We start from the raw sequence: 22,006 nt of genomic DNA on the forward strand, positions 1-22,006 counted from the left end.
TTGTAAGCACGAAAACCCTAAGAAAACAGTGGAGAAATTCACTGTTTTCTGTGTTTTTATAAATTAGGTTATGAAAATCCTTAAAAGAATTAAAGAAAACGAAAAGAGGTGAACGACCTGTACATCTCAAATAGAGAAAAAATAATATTAGAGCATTTATTGAATCAGAAGAATGGTGTAACAATCAAATATTTAGCTAATCGACTAAACGTAAGTACTAGAACGATCTATAGAGAAATTTCTAGTTTAGAAAGTACCCTTGCTCAGTACCAATTAAGATTACAGAAAGAAGAAGATGGTTATTATATAAAAGGGAATTCTAAATTCATTGAAGAATTGCAGTCGGAAATTTATAATGCTTCAGATGAATTAACCACTAAAAAGAGACAAAGCTTATTAATGATTAACTTGTTAATGGAACCCCATGAAATAAAGATGGAATCTTTAGCTTATGATCTTAAGGTCAGTGTGGGAACGATTCAGCAGGATCTTCAGGCAATAGAAGAAATTTTTAAAGAGTATGATATTCAAATTAAACGTAAAAAAGCTAGAGGAATTAAAGCAAAAGCTTCAGAATCTTCTCTAAGGTTAATTGTTAGCGGATTGATTGCTAGCGAATTAAATGAATATAATTTTTTTAAGTTATTTGATCAGAATAATTTGCTCCAGAAAAAGGTCATGAATAAAAATAAAAATCCTTTTTTGAAAGTTCTTGACCCAGCGGCTTTAGAAATTGTGTATAAGCTAGTCAAACAATATGAAGAATTTCAATTTGAAGAAGTAAATGATACTCAATTACAAAGCTTGATTCTATTTATCACTTTTTCAATTAAGAGAATCAAAGAGAATCAGTTGGTTGCACTGAAAGAAATCAATAAGCACACAGAAGAATTGAAGGTTCGGGAACGCAGTGAATCTATTTCTAGAGCATTATTAAAGGAAATCAGTGCCCAATACGGCTTGAGTCATATTCCACTTGAAGAAGTTGTTTTTCTAGCTCTCCAGATTGATGGGCTTAATGTTCCGCTTAGGGATGAGTTTTCAGATGATTATGATCTTCAATTGAGTTTTCAAGTTAGAGAACTGATTCGATCTGTTTCTGAGGAGATGCAAGTCCAATTTTATCAAGATGAAACCTTGTTTAAAGACCTGTTTGCACATATATCTGCTGCTATACAGCGAAATAAAGCTCCGATGCCAGAAGTGAATAATCCTCTGCTTGAAAAAGTCCATAATGAATATAAGGATTTAAGTTTGACAATAGAAGAGAAGCTTTCTAAAGAATTTCCGAATTTTGAGTTCCAGTTTAACGAATTATTATATGTGGTTATTCATTTTGCTTCAGCATATGAAAGAAATTCTAGTGCGCAGTTACTCAATGTATTAATAATTTGTTCAAGTGGAATGGGTACAGCGAAGATATTAGAGAGTAGACTCAGAAAAAATATACCTGAAGTGACAAATGTAGATGTATCTCGGATCTCACAGCTGCATCAACTGAATTACGAAAAGTATGATTTGATTCTTTCGACAATATTTCTTCAAGGTTTTGAAGAAGAATACAAAGTTGTCACTCCACTGCTAATGGACGATGAGCTTAAAAGTATAAGAACCTACGTCGGACAACTCCTACGTAAGAAGGTAAGAGAATTAAGAGATTCAGAAAAAGGCATGCCGAAAAAACAGGAGGACCATCAAAGTTTTCAAGATCTTTACGCAAAAATTGTTTCTGTTAAGCGTTTATTAGAGTTATTTGATTTAAAGGAGATAGCCTATTATAAAAACTTGCAAGAAACACTTTATCAAATCTGTCTAGGTCTGCCAGAAACAGTACTTGAAGATCCACGAGTAGTAGCACAAAAATTGGAGAAGCGTATGAATACAGCGCCGATTGGTATACCGAATACCGGAATAGGCTTGTTTCACTGTATTCACGAAACAATAAAAGAACCATCCTTTAGTATAGTCGATTTGCCACAACCATTTGACATTATCAATATGGAGCAGAAAAAGATGAAATTAAACCGGATTTTGTTACTTCTAGCTCCTGATCCTATGGATGCTTCAACACAGGATATGATGGGTACGATCAGTGCGTCTATAGTAGAAAGTGATGCCAACCTACATCTGTTTAATAATGGATCGAAAGAACAAATAGAGCATCATCTGAATCAACTATTTTTAGAAAAAATGAATTAAAAGAGGAGTAAAATAGCATGACAATTTTAAAAGAAGAGAATGTAGTATTAAATAAATCATTTTCAAATAAAGAAGAGGCAATTAGAGAAGCTGGGCGTTTATTAGTAGATGGTGGGTACGTTAAACCGAAATATATTGAATCCATGATCGAAAGAGAAGAAACAGTTTCAACTTATATGGGCAATTTCATAGCTATTCCACATGGGAGAGAAGATGCTAAGGAATTGATCAACTACACTGGAATATCAGTTGTTCAAGTACCAGAGGGTGTTAATTTCGGAAAAATTGGTGAGGATAAACTAGCAACCATCATTATTGGAATTGCAGGGGCTGGAGACGATCACTTAGAAGTTTTGTCTCAAATTGCTGTGTACTGTTCTGAAATTGAAAATGTCACGAAACTGGCAGATGCGAAGTCAGAAAAAGAAATTGTTCAATTATTAGGAGGTATTGAAGCCTAATGTTAACTGTACATTTTGGAGCCGGCAATATCGGTCGAGGATTCATTGGAGAAGTTTTAAATCAGAATCATTCAAAAATTGCATTTGTAGATGTAAATGAACAGGTTATTAACGCATTAAACAAAGAAAATAAATATACAATCGAGGAAGCCTCCGATGAGGGAACGCTTATTGAAGTAGACACTGTCTATGGAATTAATAATGCAAAAAATCCAACTGAAGTAATCGAAGCTATAGCAGAAGCGAAATTGATTACTACAGCTATTGGACCCAATATTTTACCATTAATCGCACCGTTAATTGCTCAAGGAATTCAAAAAAGAAAAGAGCTTCAAAACGAAACACCTATTGACATAATTGCTTGTGAGAATATGATTGGTGGTAGCTCTTTCTTGAAACAAGAAGTAATGAGTCACATTAAAGATGAAACGGTAGCCGAATACTTAGAGCAGTATGTAGGCTTTCCCGATGCAGCTGTAGACCGTATCGTTCCCCAGCAAACACATGAAGACCCACTGAAAGTTACTGTAGAACCTTACAAAGAATGGGTAGTAAGTTTGCAGGGAATGAAAAACACAGAATTGAAACTGAAACAAGTTCATTACGTAGAAGACCTGGCACCATTTATAGAAAGAAAATTATTTACAGTAAATACAGGACATGCAACAGTTGCCTATAACGGAGCTTTTGCTGGATATCAAACAATTGACGAATCATTAAAAGATGATAAAGTCCTTAAAGAGGTCAAGAATGTACTGCAAGAAACAGGCGCTTTATTAATTGATAAATGGGGATTTGATGAAAAAACACATACAGCTTATATTGAAAAAATACTATCCAGATTTCAAAATCCTAAATTATCTGACGATGTAACCAGAGTAGGTCGAACACCTATCCGGAAACTTGGGTATGATGAACGTTTTATTAGACCAATTAGAGAAGCTTATGAAAGAGGATTATCAGTTAATGCATTGGTTGCTACAGTGGCAAAAGCATTACGATATAATGATCTAAATGATTCTGAGAGTGTAGAATTACAAAATATGCTAAATGAAAAATCAGTTTCTTATGTTGTACAAGAGGTTACTCAATTAAACAACAAGGATATTCAAAAAAGAATTGTAGACAAATACGAAGAGATTTCTAAATAAGAACAACGAAATTGATACTAGGCTATCAAATAGTGCAATAGAATAAAAAATTTGCTTAAACCGGAGGTTCCTTTTAGGAGGCTCCGGTTTTTATGTCTATATATAAGACAAAGAATATTCAAAAGAATAAATTTTCATAAATTCTTAACACTTTACTGGTATAATATTTAAACAAGACAAAAGGGTGGGTTCTAATGCAATTTATTCAAAAATTAATGTTTTATATGAATGGTCGCTATGGAATGGATGAGCTTTCTAAGGTATTGATGGTAGTAGGGCTTATAGCAAACATATTATCTGGATTTTTTGGAGGGTGGCTCTTACAAGGCATAGGAATTGCTCTTATAGCTTACGCAATCTTGCGTGTTCTATCTAAAGAAAAAACAAATCGGTACAGAGAGTTTACTCGATACATTAAAGTGAAACAAAAGGTAATGACAAAAATACAGCGTTTGAAAAACAAGCAAGTACAACGAAAAGTCTATAAATACTATAAATGCAATAACTGTAAACAGAAAGTGCGTGTTCCTAGAGGGAAAGGGAAAGTTAAGATTACTTGTCCCTCTTGTCATAATCAATTTGTTAAAAAGACGTAGTAGTATCCTCAACTAGTAAAGCAAGAAAGATTTAATTCAGTTAGTTACTATGATATACTCAATTTAAAGAGTTCAAGAAAAAGTCTGAACGGATAAATCGTTCAGCTTTTTTGCATGTATAAGAAAATGCGAAGCAAGGGAGTTTGACGATGAAATTAGTCATAGGATTAGGGAACCCAGGAGCTAAATATAAGGAAACGAAACATAATATTGGTTTTATTGCATTAGATGAAGTTGCTTATCAACTAGGATTAGCGTTTAATAAAAGTAAATTTGATTCTGTTTATGCAGAAGGAAGAATTGGATCAGAAAAAGTTGTATTGATTAAGCCTCAGACTTATATGAATGATTCTGGAAGATCTGTTCGTCCGTGGATGGATTTTTATAATTTATCGGAAGAAGATATTGTAGTAATATATGACGATATGGATTTGCCAACTGGAAAAATTCGTTTGCGAATGAAAGGTAGCGCTGGAGGCCACAATGGAATTAAAAGTCTTATTCAGCATATTGGAACGCAGAATTTTAACAGAATCCGTATAGGTGTGGGAAGACCTTATCCAAATCAGTCTGTAATTTCTCATGTATTAAGCGGATTTGAAAAAGATGTTCATGAAAATATGCTGTCAGCGGTCAAAGTAACAGCTGATGCTGTTAAATACTGGTCAGAAGGAAAAACGTTCCAGGATACAATGACTAAATTTAATTAAATTAAAAATAAACTAAAAAAGATAGTATGAATTATTGTACGAATTTGAAAAGGAGAAGGAAACTATTGTCAACGATTACAAGTTTTTTATCAGAGAAATCCTCTGTACAAGAGATTTTATCAACTATTGGACAGCAAAAAACACAATTGATTACTGGAATCGCTGGATCTGCTAGAGCCTTGTTTCTTTCTTCTTTATTGAAAGAGAAACAAAAACAGATTGTGGTTATAACGCAAAACTTATATCATGCCAATCAATTGATGGCAGACTTCACTGGTCTAATTCCTGATGACCAGTTATTTGTGTTTTCAGTCGATGATATGATTCATGCTGAAATGGCGATTGCGTCGCCTGAAGCTCGGGCAGAAAGAGTACAAGCGTTAGATTATCTATTGTCGGGTAACCCAGGAATAATTATTGTTCCGCTTTCGGGAGTGAGAAAGTTATTACCACCGAAAGAAGTATTTCAAGCGTCTCATATCAATATTGAATTAGGTGCTGAAATCGAGTTTGATCACTTTGCTGAATCGCTTATAGGAATGGGATATAGAAGAGAACAAAAAGTTGCTGCGCCAGGAGAGTTTAGTATCAGAGGGGGGATTATTGATGTTTATCCACTAACAGAAGAAAATCCGGTTAGAATCGAATTATTTGATGTTGAGGTCGACTCCTTAAGGTTTTTTAATGCAGATACTCAACGCTCTATAAAAAATTTAAACAAAATTTCCTTAATACCCGCCACAGATTTTTTAGTTACAAAAGAACAAATGGGATTAGCAGCTGAAAAACTAAAAAAAGCATTATCAAAAAATCTAACAGCTCTAACAGATAATGAAGCCAAACAAAAATTAAGTAAACAATTGAATTCTATAATCAAAGGTTTAGAAACCGGAGAACTGACAGATGACTTAGTTAAGTTCAGAGATTATTTATATGAAAAGCAATCTTCTGTAATAGATTATATGAAAAATGATGCTATTTTAGTGATGGATGAATACCCTAGGATTTTAGAAAAAGATGCTCTTTTGAACGAAGAAGAAGCGGAGTGGATTACTTCTCAGTTGAGTCAAAGACAGATTTTGCAGAAACAGACTTTCTCAAATGATTTTAGACATGAGATCAAAAAGAAACAGCTGGATATTCTGCATTTTGCTTTATTTCAGAAAGGTATGGGAGGGCTGCGATTTGATGCAATCCATCCCTTTCAGTATCGTAGCATGCAGCAATTCTTTGGGCAAATGCACTTGCTGAAAACAGAAATGGATCGCTGGGAAAAATTAGGATACACTGTAATCGTAATGACTGTAGATGAAGAACGGGCTGACAAAGTTAACCGTACACTATTGGATTTTGAAATCCCTAGTATTCTTGTGGGAAATGATGAAATACAAGAGCAAAAAATACAAGTTATTTCATCAACTGTTCAGAATGGATTTGAATTACCTAGCGAAAAATTAGCTGTCTTGACCGAAAAAGAATTATTTAATCGGGTTAATCGTAAAAAAGCCCGTCGTCAGAATATAACAAATGCTGAAAGGCTGAAAAGTTATACAGAGCTGAATCCAGGAGACTTTGTTGTTCATGTAAATCACGGTATTGGCAGATATACAGGGATGGAAACAATGGAAATTGGTGGAGTACATCAAGACTATATGTCGATCGTTTATGACAATGAATCTAAATTGTTTATCCCGGTCACACAAGTAAACTTGCTACAAAAATATGTATCTTCAGAAGGAAAAACACCTAAGATAAATAAACTTGGTGGCACTGCTTGGGCAAAAACGAAGAGAAAAGTTGCAAGCCAAGTAGAGGATATCGCTGATGATCTTATTGAGTTATACGCTGAAAGAGAAAGAAAAACTGGATTTCCTTTTTCTGAAGATAATGAATACCAGCATGAATTTGATGCCGCATTTCCTTACTCTGAAACAGATGACCAGCTGCGGTCGATCAAAGAAGTTAAAAGAGATATGGAAAAAGATAAACCGATGGACCGTTTGCTGGTTGGGGATGTTGGATATGGAAAAACTGAGGTCGCAATGCGTGCGGTTTTCAAAGCTGTACAAGATGGAAAACAAGTGGCTATATTAGTGCCGACCACTGTTTTAGCACAGCAACATTATGAGACGATGTTAGAACGTTTTAGTGATTTTCCTGTGGAAATAGGGTTGATGAGCCGCTTCAGGACTGGACAACAAATGAAGAAGTTAACAGAAGAATTGCGTAAAGGACAAGTGGATGTGGTAGTAGGGACGCACAGAATCTTGTCTAAAGATGTTGTATTTCAAGATTTAGGGTTACTTGTGGTTGATGAAGAACAGCGTTTTGGGGTTAAACATAAAGAACGACTTAAACAATTGAAAAATGAAGTAGATGTACTAACCCTAACGGCTACTCCAATACCTAGAACCTTACACATGTCCATGCTTGGTGTAAGAGATTTGTCTGTTATTGAGACTCCGCCTGCAAATCGTTACCCGGTGCAAACTTACGTGATGGAAATGAATGGTGCTGTAGTGGGAGAAGCTATGAAGAGAGAGTTGGCTCGTGGCGGACAAGTCTTTTATCTTCATAATCGTGTAAGCACAATTGATCAGAGAGCTGAAGAACTTCAACAGCTTGTTCCAGATGCCCGCATAGGGGTAGCACATGGACAAATGTCTGAAGGCCAGCTGGAAAATGTCCTATTCGAATTTATTCAAGGAGATTATGATGTACTGGTTACAACGACGATTATTGAGACGGGAATTGATATGCCCAATGTAAATACGCTTCTAGTTGAAGATGCGGATCGTATGGGGCTTTCACAATTGTACCAATTAAGAGGGCGTGTTGGCCGAAGTAGTCGCGTTGCATATGCTTATTTCATGCATCAACCAAATAAAATTTTAACAGAAGTCAGTGAAAAAAGATTGCAGGCAATCAAAGATTTTACTGAGCTGGGTTCTGGATTTAAGATTGCGATGAGAGATCTATCTATCCGAGGAGCTGGGAATCTATTGGGTCAGCAACAACATGGATTTATTGACTCAGTTGGATTCGATCTATATTCTCAAATGCTATCAGAAGCAGTAGCGAGAAAACGAGGAGATACGACGCAGCAGCATACTAATGTTGAACTAGATCTTTCAGTGGATGCTTATCTTCCGAGCACATTCATTGAAGATGAAAGACAGAAAATCGAGTTGTATAAACGTATCCGTGAGTTTGCTAGTGATCAGGATTATGTAGAACTTCAAGATGAATTGATTGATCGTTTTGGAGATTATCCTCAAGAAGTTTCTGATCTGTTAACAGTTGGATTGCTTAAAATGTATAGCGATAGAGCATTGATTGAAACGATTAAACGAGATAAACAACAAGTTACTGTTACCTTCTCTAAAGAAGGCACGCAAAGTTTGCCATTACCAGAAGTTTTCAAAGCTTTGAAAAAGATCAGTTTGAAAACAAATATGAACACAAATGAACGCTTGAGTATTGATTTCAAGTTACCTGTTAGATTAATGGATAATGAGTGGTTAGACACATTAGTTTTATTCTCTAAAAATATTTCAGAATTTCAAATGAATAAAAAAGAGGTAGCAGCAGGGAAAGAAAATGAATAAAGTAAATAATAACCATCAAAATCATATGATGAAAGGCGCGTTGGTTCTATCAGTAGCTGCATTTATAACGAAAGTGCTGAGTGCTTTATATAAAGTTCCGTTTCAGAATTTAACAGGAGATGAAGGGTTCTATGTTTATCAGCAGATCTATCCACTTTATGGCATTGCAGTGGCACTCTCTTTAAACGGTCTGCCATTATTTATCTCGAAATTGGTTGCAGAAGAAACCGAAACTTCTAAGCAACAATTGATTATAAAACAGATTGGGTTATGGCTGATGATCATATCATTTACCTTGTTTGTTTTTTTCTGGCTTGGAGCGAGTTGGATTGCTGAAAAAATGGGAGATGAAGAGCTTTTACCAGTGATTCGTTCAGTTTCATACATTTATTTGTTTATACCTTTTCTATCTAGTATACGTGGTTTTTTTCAGGGGAATCTAGATATGATCCCCACTGGTATTTCACAGGTGGGAGAGCAGATTGCAAGGATTTTGGTCTTGTTAGGAGCAGCATACACTTATACAATTACTGATTGGACTGTTTACCAAATGGGAAGTATAGCCCTATCATCTTCCTGGATTGCGGGTATAGTTGGTTCGGTTATATTATTTTGGTACGTATTCCATAGAGCAGAAAAAAAAGACACTAGTAAAGTGTTTGATAAACAGAATTTTTTTGAAATTGGTCGAAGGTTAATGGCTGAAGGGTTACCATTAACCGCAATGAGCAGTATGATGGTACTTTTTCAATTGTTAGATTCCTTTACGATCTATAACGGGCTAATAGAGTCAGGTATATCTGAACAAATGGCAATGAGCTTAAAAGGAATTTATGATAGAGGACAACCATTTGTTCAGCTTGGGCTAGTTGTTGGCCTAGGAATCTCAACGAGTGCATTACCATTGCTTAGAAAATACAGTCGAGAAAATAAAAAAGAAGAATGGGAAAAAATCAGTTTCACAGTTTTGAATCTAACTTTTTTATTTTCAGGAGCTGCTTCTGTGGGATTAATTGCCATTATGCCTTGGCTTAATCATGCGCTGTTTTCTGATGAAGCTGGGACAGGCGTATTGCGGATTTATGTCATTAGTATTTTGCTAGCTTCCATGATTAGTAGCACATTATCTATCCTGCAGAGTAAAACGAACCGAATGTTACCACTGATTGCCTTACTGATTGGGCTCATGGTTAAAGCTTCAATAAATCAATTTGCAGTAAAACATTTAGGGATTATGGGTTCGAGTTATTTGACTATTTTCTCGCTGTTGATTGTTCTATTATTAATGAACAGTCAAATGCCGAAAAAAATCTGGATTAAATTTCTTGAAGATAGAAAGATTTTTAAAATCCTAATTACGCTTATTATTATGGGAGGAATAACCTATTTGACTCTTAAAGGACTGGAACTGATATTTCCTCTTATGGGAAGAGCGGTGTCTCTTGTTTTGACATTTATTGGAACTTTCTTTGGAGGTATTATATTTATTAAAGGGTTAATGCTTTTTGATCTTTTAAGTGAACAAGAATGGCAATATATCCCTTTTAAAGAGAAATTTAGTCGTTTTAGAAATGAATAATCTAATCCTAGGAAGGAAGGTTTCGATGGGGAAAATCAAAGTAATTGGTTTAGGTGCTTCAGAGTTAGAACAATTACCATTAGGCGTTTATAGAACAATTAAACAGTCAGATAAACTTTATGTTAGAACGAAAGAGCATCCAGTGGTTAAAGAGTTGGAAGAAGAAGGCGTAGAGATGACTTTTTTTGATGATTACTATGAAAATTTTTCATCTTTTCAGCAAGTTTATCCTGCGATTGTAGAAAACCTTTTGAAATTATCAGAGAAAAGAGATATTGTGTATGCTGTTCCGGGACATCCGATGGTCGCTGAAAAAAGTGTTCAATTGCTGTTAGAATCAGGAAAAAAAGTGGAAATTATTGGCGGAAAAAGTTTTATTGATGATATGTTTCAAGCGATAACGATTGATCCTGTAGAGGGGTTTCAACTATTGGATGCTTTTGATTTATCTCAAGATGAGATTCAAATAGGCCAATCACTAATTATTATGCAAGTGTTTAATCAGCTGATGGCAAGTGAAGTTAAGCTGACGCTAATGGAGTTATATCCAGATGAACATCAAGTGTGTATCGTTGATGCAGCAGGAAGTCAGTACGAAGAAATAAAATGGATACCCTTGTATGAATTAGACCATTTTGATGGCATACACAATTTACGATCTGTGTATATTCCACCATTAAAAAGAGATGAAAGAGTAAAGTCCTTTGAATTACTGCAATTTTATATTGACGAAATAACAAGTGAAAACGGAGATGTTTGGATACGTGAACAAACTCCTGAATCACTGCTGTCTTACTTAAAAGAAGAAGTAGATGAGTTGATTCAAGCTTATGAACAAGAAGATGTCGATAATATAATAGAAGAGTTGGGAGATGTCTTGCTGCAAATTTTATATCATACCAATTTAGCAGAAAAAACAGGTCAATTTACTTTAGAAGAAGTATTAGAAGGTATCAATCGTAAATTAAGACGTAGACATCCGCATGTATTTGATGGTGTTACCGCTAATACTGTGGAAGAAGTAAATACCATATGGCAAAAAATAAAACAAAAAGAAAAAGAAGAGAGAAGGTAGTAAAATGAGACTCGATAAATTTTTGAAAGTATCAAGAATTATTAAAAGAAGATCAGTTGCTAAAGAAATAGCTGATAAAGATCGTATTCAGATTAATGGTAAACCAGCAAAATCTTCTACTCAAGTAAAAGTTGGCGATGAATTGGAAATTCGCTTTGGGAATAAGACGATGATTGCAAAGGTTGAAGACCTAAGGGATACAACTAAAAAAGATGAAGCTTCAGAATTATATAGTATCCTTGAAGAAAAATATAATAATTAGAACGTGCTTAAATGAATCCTATTTGAATAGATGAGTAGCTATAATCTTTCTTAGCAGATGAGGAACTGTAAATAGGTTATATTAAATTACTGTGACAATCCTTTGCATACAGAGAGATTATTGCTATAATCATTATACTATTAAAAAAGTTATTCTTTGAGAGGGTAGAGTGTAATGGAGAAGAAAAAGCAACCAGTCATTACAAAATTGAATAACCAGTACATAGAAGAGAAGACTTTGGAGAGCATCCGAAAGCGAAAACGAATTAAGTTTGTTAAAAGACGAACAACGTTAATTGCTATCTGTGGACTATTCTTTGTATCCCTTTTAGTGACACCACTTTTTAATAATTATCAGCAGTTACAAGAATCAAATGTTGAAAAAACAGAAGCAAAAGAAAAACTGGAAGCACTAGAATTACATCAAGAAGAATTGAATTATTATGTAGGGCTTTTGGAAAACGAGGACTATGTACTTAAGCTTGCTAGAAGCGAATACTACTTAACTAAAGATAATGAGATTGTCTTTAGTTTTCCAGAAGATAAAAACCCGGATTATGCAGAAGTTGCAGAGGGGCAGTCGGACACAGATAAATAAGTGGATTGTAGAAATATAAATACAATGTCAGCATCATTAAGAATTCGGATTTAGCAGAAGAACATATCCTAAATCCAAAATTTATTCCCGTAATAAAAGAAATAAGTTGGAATAATGCGAATAATTTTTGGTGATTGTAGTCAAAACCTTTCTAAAACACTTTATTCTAAAATTTTAGCATGGTATAATATGGACAAATTAATTAGGAGGCAACAAAGAAAACATGTCAATAGAAGTTGGAAGCAAAGTAGAAGGTAAGGTTACCGGGATTGCGAATTTCGGTGCATTCATTGATCTTGGAGACAAGAAAACTGGATTGGTACACATTAGTGAAGTATCCGATAATTATGTTGAAAATATTAACGAAGTGCTTGAAGTTGGACAAACGGTCATGGTGAAAGTGTTGTCTATAGCGGATGATGGAAAGATAGGATTATCTATTCGTAAAGCCCAAGATAAACCTGCCGAAGAAGCTCCCAAGAAAAAAGTGCCTCAACGTGCTAAAAGTAGCAGTAATTCAAATAAGCGCAGCAATTTTTCAGCTCCTAAAAAAGAGGATTTTGATTCTTTGATGAACTCGTTCTTGAAAGATAGTGAAGATCGCTTAACTTCTTTAAAACGTAATACAGAAAATAAACGTGGCGGACGCGGCGGACGTAGAGGATAATCAGTTTGCTTTTTTGAGTAAACGTCCGATCTAGTAAAAAGGGTGTAGGGAGTTTCCCTAACCCTTTTTTGTTACCAACCAAGCTATTTATAGATAGAATTCTTCTGTGTTAATAAATGAAAGCTGAAAATGTAGAAAGGGACTTGAGATGGGCTTGACAGATAAGTTCACTAAGATAATAGGAGAAAATCATTACTGGACAAGCGAAGATAAAGTGCTAGTCGCGGTTTCTGGTGGAGTAGATTCCATGGTCCTTTTGCATTTGATCACTCATTTACCTAGTGAGAGCAGACCGTTTTATTCAATCGCCTATGTTGATCATCAATTGCGCAGCACGTCAATAACAGAGCGACAGGCTGTTAAAAAGATAGCAGAAAATTTAGGAGTCCCATTTTATTCTTATATATGGCCTAAAGAAGATCAGCCGCAATCTGGAACGGAGGAGGCTGCTAGAGAAATACGGTATCAATTTTTTTATCAAGTTATGGTCGAGCAGAATATTACGAAGTTACTGACGGCTCATCATAAAAACGATCAGTCGGAGACCATCTTAATGAGAATGGTTCGAGGGAGTGCCATAAGTCAATTAGTAGGAATTCATAAAAATAGGTTATTTAAAGATAGGGAAATTATTCGACCTTTGCTCGATTTTAAAAAATCCGAGCTATATACCTATGCCAAGGCAAATAAACTTGAATTTTATGAAGATGAGAGTAATGCTTCGTCTCAATATACTAGAAACCGTTATAGAAATAAGATTTTACCTTTATTAAAAGAAGAAAATAAAGAAGTCGAAGATCACCTGACAAACTTTGCAGCGGACCTTCAAGATTTCTTGGACATTGTAAATCCAATAATTGATAAACAAGCAACTGAATGTCTATTATTTGAAGAACATGGCGTGAAAATAAGTAAACAATCCTTTCTGATGCAGTCAGACAGTATACAAAGATTAGTCCTTAAGCATATGCTTGATAGACTTTATGAAAAAAGTTCGCTGCAATATAAAAGAGGCCATGTAGAAATTTTACAGAAATGGCTCCATAGTGATAAAGCTAATAGTAAAATAGAGCTTCCTGGAGATTACGTAGGTATTAAAGAGTATAATGATTTTTCAATCTGTAAAGAGGCACATATTCAGCCTAAACTCTTGTCTGATGCTAAACAACTCGAGATAGGGAAATGGGTGTTACTACCTAATGGGAAAAAAATTGGATTATTCTATTCTAATGAAATAATTGAGTCAAAAAAACAGATTGCTACCCTATTTTTTAACTTAGAATCCATTACTTTGCCACTAAAGATTCGTCATAGAGCTGCTGGTGATCGCATAAATATAAAAGGAATAAACGGAACCAAAAAAATTCAGAGAATCTTGATTGATCAGAAGATACCGTCCTCTAAGAGAAAAGAGGCTATTATTATAGAAGATGCAGAGAAACAGGTCCTTTGGCTACTAGGATTAAAAGAATCGTCATTGTCTACTAAAAAGATACCTGATAAAATACAGTACGGGTTGATATTAAAAGAATAATCCCACTATTTTTACAAAAGATTATAAACTAATAAAAAGGAGTACTATCAACATGAAGTCAGACATGGAAAAGATATTAATTTCAGAAGAAGAAATACAAAAAAAGGTTCAAGAACTTGGGGAAATATTATCAGAAGAGTATAAAGATAAAAATCCTTTACTAGTTGGTGTGTTGAAAGGTGCTTTGCCTTTTATGGCTGATTTGATTAAAGCTATGGAAATTTATCTTGAAATTGACTTTATGGATGTCTCCAGCTATGGAAACGAGACAACCTCTTCAGGAGAAGTTAAGATACTTAAGGATTTAGATACTAATGTGGAAGGTAGACACGTATTGTTTGTAGAAGATATCATTGATACTGGACGTACCCTAGCGTATTTAAAAGATATGTTCAAGTATAGAAAAGCGGCTTCTGTAAAAATTGTAACTTTACTTGATAAACCATCGGGTAGAGCAGTAGACATGACAGTTGACTGGATAGGTTTTGAAGTGCCGCATGAGTTTGTTGTTGGGTATGGACTAGATTTTGCAGAAAGATACCGTAACCTACCGTATATTGGAGTATTGAAGCCTGAAATCTATCAATAGAGTATAGAATACTACCTTTATAAAACAAAAAAGAAATAGTTTTCTTTTAATAATAAAATCATCAAACAAAATTCATAGTCAAAATAGGTCAAGTATGTTAACATAAGTAAAGTATAAAACAGTATCAATTCTAAATAGTATAGACTATTTAAATAACAAAACTAATAGTTAGATGGAGGATGAAATGAAGAAGGGATTTTTCAATAGTGGACTCTTCTACATCTTGGTGTTTATCGCAGTCATAGGGATTGTGTCTTGGGCGACAAGGGGTTCTGACGGAGCATCAGAAGGATTTACTTCAACTGAGTTTGTTGAATTTCTTGAAGAAGATCGAGTATCAGAATTTACAATTCAACCAACAGGCGGTATTTACGAGGTCAGTGGAGAGTTTCGAAAAAATCAAGAACCTGAAGTAGAAAATAAAAATGGTATTTCAATTTTTGGAAACGTAGAACAGGACAAAACAAATTTTACAACAGCTATTCTACAGAACGATTCATCAGTAGAAGAAGTAATGGCTTTAGCCAATGAGAACGATGTGAAAATCCAACCTCTTGAGGAACCCTCTCTTGGGATTTGGGGAAGTCTTTTAATTTCAATATTACCGTTATTTTTACTGGTAGGATTCTTGTATTTTATGATGAATCAAGCCGGACAAGGTGGCGGCGGTGCTGGTGGTGGCCGAGGTGTAATGAACTTTGGTAAGTCTAAAGCTAAAGAAAATGATGCAAAAACCAGTAAAGTTCGCTTCTCAGATGTTGCAGGAGCAGATGAAGAAAAAGAAGAACTAGTTGAAATCGTAGAGTTCCTTAAAGATCCTCGCAGATTCTCAAACTTAGGTGCGAGAATCCCAGCAGGAGTATTACTAGAAGGTCCTCCAGGAACAGGTAAAACATTACTTGCAAAAGCAGTGGCTGGAGAAGCAGGCGTTCCATTCTTCTCTATATCAGGATCTGAGTTTGTAGAAATGTTTGTTGGGGTCGGTGCGAGCCGAGTACGTGATTTGTTTGAAAATGCTAAGAAAAACGCGCCAGCAATCATCTTTATTGATGAAATTGATGCAGTTGGACGTCAACGTGGAGCTGGAATGGGTGGCGGACACGATGAACGTGAACAGACACTAAATCAATTATTAGTAGAAATGGACGGTTTCACTGGTAATGAAGGCGTCATTGTTGTAGCAGCTACTAACAGACAAGATGTATTAGATCCAGCTTTGCTTCGTCCCGGTCGTTTTGACCGTCGTATCCTTGTGGGTCGACCAGACGTCAAAGGACGTGAAGCAATCCTTAAAGTTCATTCTAAAAATAAACCTATGGGTTCTAGCGTTGATTTGAAGCAAATTGCGAAACAAACTCCTGGTTTTGCCGGAGCAGATCTTGAGAACTTGTTAAATGAAGCAGCATTGATTGCAGCTAGACGTGATAGTAAACAAATCGAAGCATTAGATGTTGATGAAGCACATGATAGAGTAATAGCCGGACCAGCGAAAAAAGATCGTGTAATTTCTAAAGTCGAACGAAGTATGGTAGCTTATCATGAAGCAGGTCATACTATTGTCGGATTAGTCTTAAATGATGCACGAATTGTCCATAAAGTAACGATTGTTCCGCGAGGACGTGCGGGTGGCTATGCTATCATGCTTCCAAGAGAAGATCGTTTCTTAATGACTAAAAAAGAAATGTTTGAACAAATCGTGGGTCTTTTAGGTGGACGCGTGGCGGAAGAACTTATATTTGACTCTCAATCTAGTGGAGCATCTAACGACTTCCAACAAGCAACACAATTGGCTAGAAGTATGGTAACAGAATACGGAATGAGTGATTTATTAGGTCCGGTTCAATATGAAGGAAATGGACAAGTCTTCTTAGGAAGAGATTATTCACAATCCAAAGCATACTCTGAACAGTTTGCTTATCAGATCGATCAGGAAGTGTTGAGAATTATTAATGAAGCGCATGACGAAGCTAAACGCATTGTTGAAGAACATAAAGATGCGCATGACTTGATTGCTCAAAAACTACTTGAAGTTGAAACACTGGACGAAAAACAAATCATGAGTTTATTTGAAAAAGGTGAAATGCCAGATAAACACAGCAATGATCCAGTTGAATTTCCACGAGAAAGTGAAGAAGCGGATAGAGATCCAGAAGAAGAACCTATCGGCACTTCGTTCGAAGAAGTGAAAGCAGCTAGAGAACAAAAAGAAAAAGAACGAGAAAAACAGTTTGAAGAAGAAACCCATGATGAACAAGTATCTGATTCAGAAGATAACGATAAAGTTTCTTCGGATGAGGATAATAAGAAAAAGTAATCTGTAGAACAAAATGATAAAGGATGAGAAGAGGAGGTGAAACATCACCCTCCTCTTCTTTCCTTGTTTAATGAAATATAGTAAGATAATCAAAAGACTCTAACTAGTCAAGGAGAGAATGATTTGACAGATAAAATAATAAAAGCGTTAGCCTACCAAAACGAAATCAGAGTGTATGTAGTAGAAGCAACTGAGATGGTCAATGAAGCACAGAAGAAACATGATAGTTGGAGTACTGCTACTGCAGCGTTAGGAAGAGCAATGATAGGAACAACGTTGCTGGGAGCCACTTTAAAAGGACGCGAAAAAATCACTGTAAGAATTGAAGGAAATGGTCCAATAGGGTATTTAGTGATTGATAGCAATGGAAAAGGCGAGACAAAAGGCTATATTCATAATCCCCAAGTGAATTTACCATTGAATAGCCATGGGAAATTAGACGTAAGAGGTGCTGTTGGTACTGATGGAATGCTGACGGTCAGTAAGGATTTAGGTATGAAAAAACCTTTTGTCGGTCAAGTTCCGCTAGTGAGTGGGGAACTGGGAGAAGATTTCACCTATTATATGGCAAATTCTGAACAGGTACCATCAGCAATTGGTGTATCTGTACTAGTTAATCCAGATGAAACAGTTAAAGCTGCAGGCGGGTTTATGATCCAAGTATTACCAAATGCTAAAGAAGAAACGATAAAAAAATTAGAAATAGTAATTGCAGAATTACCATTAGTATCTAGATTAATGGAAAATGGTGAAACACCTGATGAGATTTTAGAAAGATTAGTTGGTAAAGATAATTATCAGCTGCTTGAGACGACACCAGTTCAGTTTAAGTGTGATTGTTCAAAAGAACGATTTGGAGATGCAATTATATCCCTTGGAGTAGATGAGATTCAGAATATGATAGATGAGGATCATGGAGCAGAAGCGGTTTGTCATTTCTGTCGTACAAAATATCAATATACCGAAAATGATTTAGAAAAACTAAAAGAAGAAGCAGCTTCTCAGTAACCAGGCAAGTTTTTAAGCGGGGTTTCGCATTCTGTCTTTAAGAAGAATAGGAGTTGTGTTACTATAATTCAGAACCAAAGTATAGTAAATAAAGTATAAAGCTTTCATTAAAAAAAATAGTGCATAAAAATTATACTAATAATAAATTGAAAAGTAATTTTTTCTTCGAAAAATAAAAATCATTTAGCTTAGTTGGTCTGAACTAAATAATTAAAGTCATTGAATTATTTACTTTTGAAGCAAAATAGAAATGAACAAGAATAGATGAAATAAAAAATGGGTATATATTAAAGATAATTAAAAAGTTTAAACAGAAATGGAGCGAAGAAACGAATGACTCAAGAGCCATCAAATCAAGAAACATTAAATGATCAACTTATGGTACGTCGAGAAAAGATGAATGAATTACGTGAACGCGGAATTGATCCGTTTGGAGATCGGTTTGAAAGGACACACTTTTCTTCTGAATTACAAGAATCCTTTACAGATAAATCAAAAGAAGAATTATCTGAAAAAGAATACTCTGTGGTTATAGCGGGACGCTTAATGACTAAAAGAGGAAAAGGCAAAGCCGGATTTGCTCATCTCAAAGATAAAAAAGGGATGATTCAAATTTATGTACGTAAAGATGCTGTAGGAGACGAAGAATATGAAAGTTTCAAAACAGCTGATCTAGGAGATTTTTTAGGTATTGAAGGTACTGTAATGAAAACCAATACTGGTGAAGTCACCGTACGAGCGAAAAAACTAACTTATTTATCAAAAGCTTTACGACCATTACCAGATAAATACCATGGATTAACAAATGTAGAACAAAAATATCGTCAAAGATATCTTGATTTGATAGCCAACGAGCATTCCTTTGCACGCTTCACTAAGCGTAGTCAAATTATTCAAGAGATTAGAAATTATCTAAATAGTAAAGATTATCTTGAAGTAGAGACACCTTTGCTCCACAATTTAGCAGGAGGTGCAGCAGCACGTCCGTTTATTACACATCATAATGCATTAGACATGGAGCTATATCTAAGAATTGCCATTGAATTGCACTTGAAGCGTTTAATTGTTGGAGGTATGGAAAAAGTCTATGAGATTGGTAGAGTATTCCGTAATGAGGGGATAGATACTACACACAATCCTGAATTCACAATGTTAGAATTGTATACAGCGTACCATGACGTATCAGATGTCATGAATTTGACTGAAGATATGATCAAGACGGTAGCTCAGAAAGTGTTAGGAACAAATGAACTTTCCTACGGTGAAGAAACAATAGAATTAGGAAAACCTTGGGCACGTAGGCACATGGTGGATTTGATCAAGGAACAAACTGGAATTGATTTTTGGAAAGATATGTCTAGTGATGAAGCACGCCAGTTAGCAAAAGAACATAATGTAGCGGTAGATGATTATGCGACTTTCGGTCATGTTGTTAATGAATTTTTTGAAACATTCGTGGAGGAAAAACTGATTCAACCAACTTTTGTTTATGGGCATCCATTAGAAATCTCTCCACTAGCTAAGAAAAATACTGAAGATCCAAGGTTTACTGATCGTTTTGAACTTTTTATTGCGCGTCATGAATACGCAAATGCGTTTAGCGAATTAAATGATCCAATTGATCAGCGAGAAAGATTTGAAGCACAGATGAAAGAAAAAGATCAAGGTAATGATGAAGCACAAGAAATCGACGAAGATTTTATTGAGGCTCTTGAATATGGTATGCCACCAACAGGTGGGCTTGGTATCGGAATTGATCGTCTTGTTATGTTGTTGACTGACGCTCATACAATACGAGACGTATTATTATTTCCTACTTTAAAAAATATTGATTAAATGAGATTTTCAACTTACTTAAAAAGCATGTTTACCCTAAATCAAACTTGGGAAAAGCATGCTTTTTATTATATCTTATTTGATCCACACAAATCATTCGATTATGTAACGTAAATGATATAGAATAATAGAATAAATACATTTAACTGTATAGAAAGTAGGAAGATACATGAAAAAATCAAGATGGATTAATTTCTTAGGGGGATCAAGTTTAGTCTTTACCCTAGCTGTTCTTATTATGATTGGAATTATAATAGTATTGTTTAATCAAGTTGATTTCATTTTTTATCCAATTGCTGTTTTAATATCAAGTGTTTTGATGCCTTTTGTAATAGCATTATTACTATATTATCTATTAAATCCAATAATTGATTTTTTAGAAAAAAGAAAGATTAAAAGATTATGGGGAGTAGCCTTATTATTTATTGTTTTAATTGGTTTGTTTGTAGTATTAATTGGAACACTTATTCCACTGCTAAGTAATCAATTTAATAGTTTGGTTGAAAATTTCCCTTCTTTTATTGATACACTTATAAACACGTCTTCAGAGTGGCTAAATAATGTACCTTTTGGTGAACAAATTGAATCGTTTATAAATCAAGGAGAGACCTTTATCTCTCAAGTTCCTGATAATCTTAACCAATATCTAACTGATGGGCTTAGTGGTGTCTCTACAGTCGTTTCCAGTGTGACAAACGTGGTAATTACTTTGGTTACATTCCCGCTCATTCTTTTCTTTTTATTAAAAGATGAAAAGAAGATGTCCACAGCTGTACTATCTGCTGTCCCACCAAAATGGCGAGAAGATATATTACGTATTTCAAGTGAAATTAATTCTCAAGTTGGCGCGTACATTAAAGGGCAATTAATCATCGCTACGTCAATTGGAGTTATGATGTTTATTGGGTTCTTGATTATTGATTTAGACTATGCTGGGATTTTAGCGATCATTGCAGGTTTTACGTCAATTATTCCGTATATTGGTCCAACATTAGCTTTTATTCCAGCTGTAGTTATAGCGCTAATGAGTTCGTGGACAATGGTTCTACTTTTAATTGTTGTATGGATAGTCGTCCAATTTGTAGATGGAAATTTAATAGAACCAAACGTTATGGGGAAACAACTTAATGTTCATCCTCTGACCATTATCGTTGTATTATTAGTGATTGGAGATTTATTAGGCATCTTTGGTTTAATTTTCGGAGTGCCAATTTATGCAATTCTTAAAGTAATATTTGTCCACTTTTTCCAAAAATTCAAAGAAAGATACAATAAATATTACGGCGATATAGCTGGCGATTACGAAGTTAAATCAATAGAAGACGCAGTAAGAGGCGAGGATCACAAAGACAAACAATACGAAAAAAATATAAAAGAAGCAAAAGTAAATAGAGATGAAGCAAAAGAAGAAATGAATAAAACAGAGTCAAAAGAAGACCAAGAAAACTCCGAGAATAAATAGTTAGAAAGCATACTCTTAAAGTTATGAGTATGCTTTTTTATTTTTCCATAAAAAACTATTGACTAGAAGTCGATAACCTGTTATTATTAATCTCGTTGCTGCAAAGCAACTTAGTTTTAAAGAAGAAAAAGTTTTTACAAAAAACAATATTTTTCTTGACAATAAACAAACAATCAGATATACTTAAGTAGTTGTCATAGAGACATGTGTAACGCTTACATAAAGAAGACTTGAAAATCTTTTTTAAAAAAGTTGTTGACATCGAATCGACAACATGGTATGATATAAAAGTTGCTGACAAACGCAGCGACATCTTATAGAATAGTAGATCTTTGAAAACTGAACAAAGTAAAATTAA

General features: G+C 34.8%; 17 protein-coding genes. All 17 read left to right on the plus strand.

The annotated features are described in order from the left end of the window. Positions 1-108: 108 nt before the first annotated feature. The 17 genes from BLT22_RS01835 to BLT22_RS01915 all read left to right on the plus strand — a co-directional run bounded on the left by BLT22_RS01835 (position 109) and on the right by BLT22_RS01915 (position 21,648). On the plus strand, positions 109-2,199 hold the full coding sequence (locus tag BLT22_RS01835; RefSeq protein WP_091760051.1) for a BglG family transcription antiterminator: 2,091 nt from the start codon (positions 109-111) through the stop codon (positions 2,197-2,199). A 17-nt stretch (positions 2,200-2,216) separates the two neighbouring features. Beyond that, positions 2,217-2,660 carry a PTS mannitol transporter subunit IIA gene (locus BLT22_RS01840; RefSeq protein ID WP_091760054.1) on the plus strand — a complete coding sequence of 148 codons (444 nt, stop codon included), beginning with the start codon at positions 2,217-2,219 and terminating at the stop codon, positions 2,658-2,660. Continuing rightward, complete coding sequence (locus BLT22_RS01845; protein ID WP_091760057.1) at positions 2,660-3,811, plus strand: mannitol-1-phosphate 5-dehydrogenase; 1,152 nt, start codon at positions 2,660-2,662, stop codon at positions 3,809-3,811. Before BLT22_RS01840 ends, BLT22_RS01845 begins: the two co-directional genes overlap by 1 nt. A gap of 194 nt (positions 3,812-4,005) precedes the next feature. Continuing rightward, a complete protein-coding gene (locus tag BLT22_RS01850; RefSeq protein ID WP_087056876.1) occupies positions 4,006-4,407 on the plus strand; it encodes a hypothetical protein in 402 nt (133 codons plus the stop codon). A gap of 149 nt (positions 4,408-4,556) precedes the next feature. Beyond that, positions 4,557-5,117: an aminoacyl-tRNA hydrolase gene (gene pth, locus BLT22_RS01855; RefSeq protein WP_087056875.1), complete on the plus strand. Its 561-nt coding sequence runs from the start codon at positions 4,557-4,559 to the stop codon at positions 5,115-5,117. A 65-nt stretch (positions 5,118-5,182) separates the two neighbouring features. Continuing rightward, positions 5,183-8,725, plus strand: coding sequence for a transcription-repair coupling factor (mfd, locus tag BLT22_RS01860; RefSeq protein ID WP_236048743.1), 3,543 nt, complete (start codon positions 5,183-5,185; stop codon positions 8,723-8,725). After that, positions 8,718-10,304, plus strand: a complete 1,587-nt coding sequence (locus BLT22_RS01865; RefSeq protein WP_091760063.1) for a putative polysaccharide biosynthesis protein — start codon at positions 8,718-8,720, stop codon at positions 10,302-10,304. Before mfd ends, BLT22_RS01865 begins: the two co-directional genes overlap by 8 nt. A 25-nt stretch (positions 10,305-10,329) precedes the next feature. Then, positions 10,330-11,379, plus strand: coding sequence for a MazG nucleotide pyrophosphohydrolase domain-containing protein (locus BLT22_RS01870; RefSeq protein WP_091760066.1), 1,050 nt, complete (start codon positions 10,330-10,332; stop codon positions 11,377-11,379). A gap of 4 nt (positions 11,380-11,383) precedes the next feature. Next, positions 11,384-11,641, plus strand: coding sequence for an RNA-binding S4 domain-containing protein (locus BLT22_RS01875; RefSeq protein ID WP_087056871.1), 258 nt, complete (start codon positions 11,384-11,386; stop codon positions 11,639-11,641). Positions 11,642-11,815: 174 nt separating this feature from the next. Next, entirely contained in the window at positions 11,816-12,238 is a 423-nt protein-coding gene (locus BLT22_RS01880; protein ID WP_087056870.1) for an FtsB family cell division protein, read from the plus strand. 223 nt (positions 12,239-12,461) lie between these two features. After that, positions 12,462-12,905 (plus strand): S1 domain-containing RNA-binding protein, encoded by a 444-nt coding sequence (locus BLT22_RS01885; protein WP_087056869.1) that lies wholly within the window; start codon positions 12,462-12,464, stop codon positions 12,903-12,905. 148 nt (positions 12,906-13,053) lie between these two features. Continuing rightward, the gene (tilS, locus tag BLT22_RS01890) at positions 13,054-14,439 is read left to right on the plus strand and encodes a tRNA lysidine(34) synthetase TilS (RefSeq protein WP_091760069.1); all 1,386 of its coding nucleotides are present in this window, start codon (positions 13,054-13,056) and stop codon (positions 14,437-14,439) included. Between the two features lie 52 nt (positions 14,440-14,491). After that, complete coding sequence (gene hpt / locus BLT22_RS01895; protein WP_087056867.1) at positions 14,492-15,028, plus strand: hypoxanthine phosphoribosyltransferase; 537 nt, start codon at positions 14,492-14,494, stop codon at positions 15,026-15,028. 184 nt (positions 15,029-15,212) lie between these two features. Further along, positions 15,213-17,342 carry an ATP-dependent zinc metalloprotease FtsH gene (ftsH, locus tag BLT22_RS01900; protein ID WP_091760072.1) on the plus strand — a complete coding sequence of 710 codons (2,130 nt, stop codon included), beginning with the start codon at positions 15,213-15,215 and terminating at the stop codon, positions 17,340-17,342. Positions 17,343-17,465: 123 nt separating this feature from the next. Beyond that, a complete protein-coding gene (gene hslO, locus BLT22_RS01905; RefSeq protein ID WP_091760075.1) occupies positions 17,466-18,350 on the plus strand; it encodes an Hsp33 family molecular chaperone HslO in 885 nt (294 codons plus the stop codon). Between the two features lie 333 nt (positions 18,351-18,683). Then, positions 18,684-20,186, plus strand: a complete 1,503-nt coding sequence (gene lysS, locus BLT22_RS01910) for a lysine--tRNA ligase (protein WP_087057804.1) — start codon at positions 18,684-18,686, stop codon at positions 20,184-20,186. 169 nt (positions 20,187-20,355) lie between these two features. Further along, a complete protein-coding gene (locus BLT22_RS01915) occupies positions 20,356-21,648 on the plus strand; it encodes an AI-2E family transporter (RefSeq protein WP_236048741.1) in 1,293 nt (430 codons plus the stop codon). Positions 21,649-22,006 lie beyond the last annotated feature (358 nt).

This window comes from Marinilactibacillus psychrotolerans (assembly GCF_900101525.1).
GTDB classification, from domain to species: domain Bacteria; phylum Bacillota; class Bacilli; order Lactobacillales; family Carnobacteriaceae_A; genus Marinilactibacillus; species Marinilactibacillus psychrotolerans.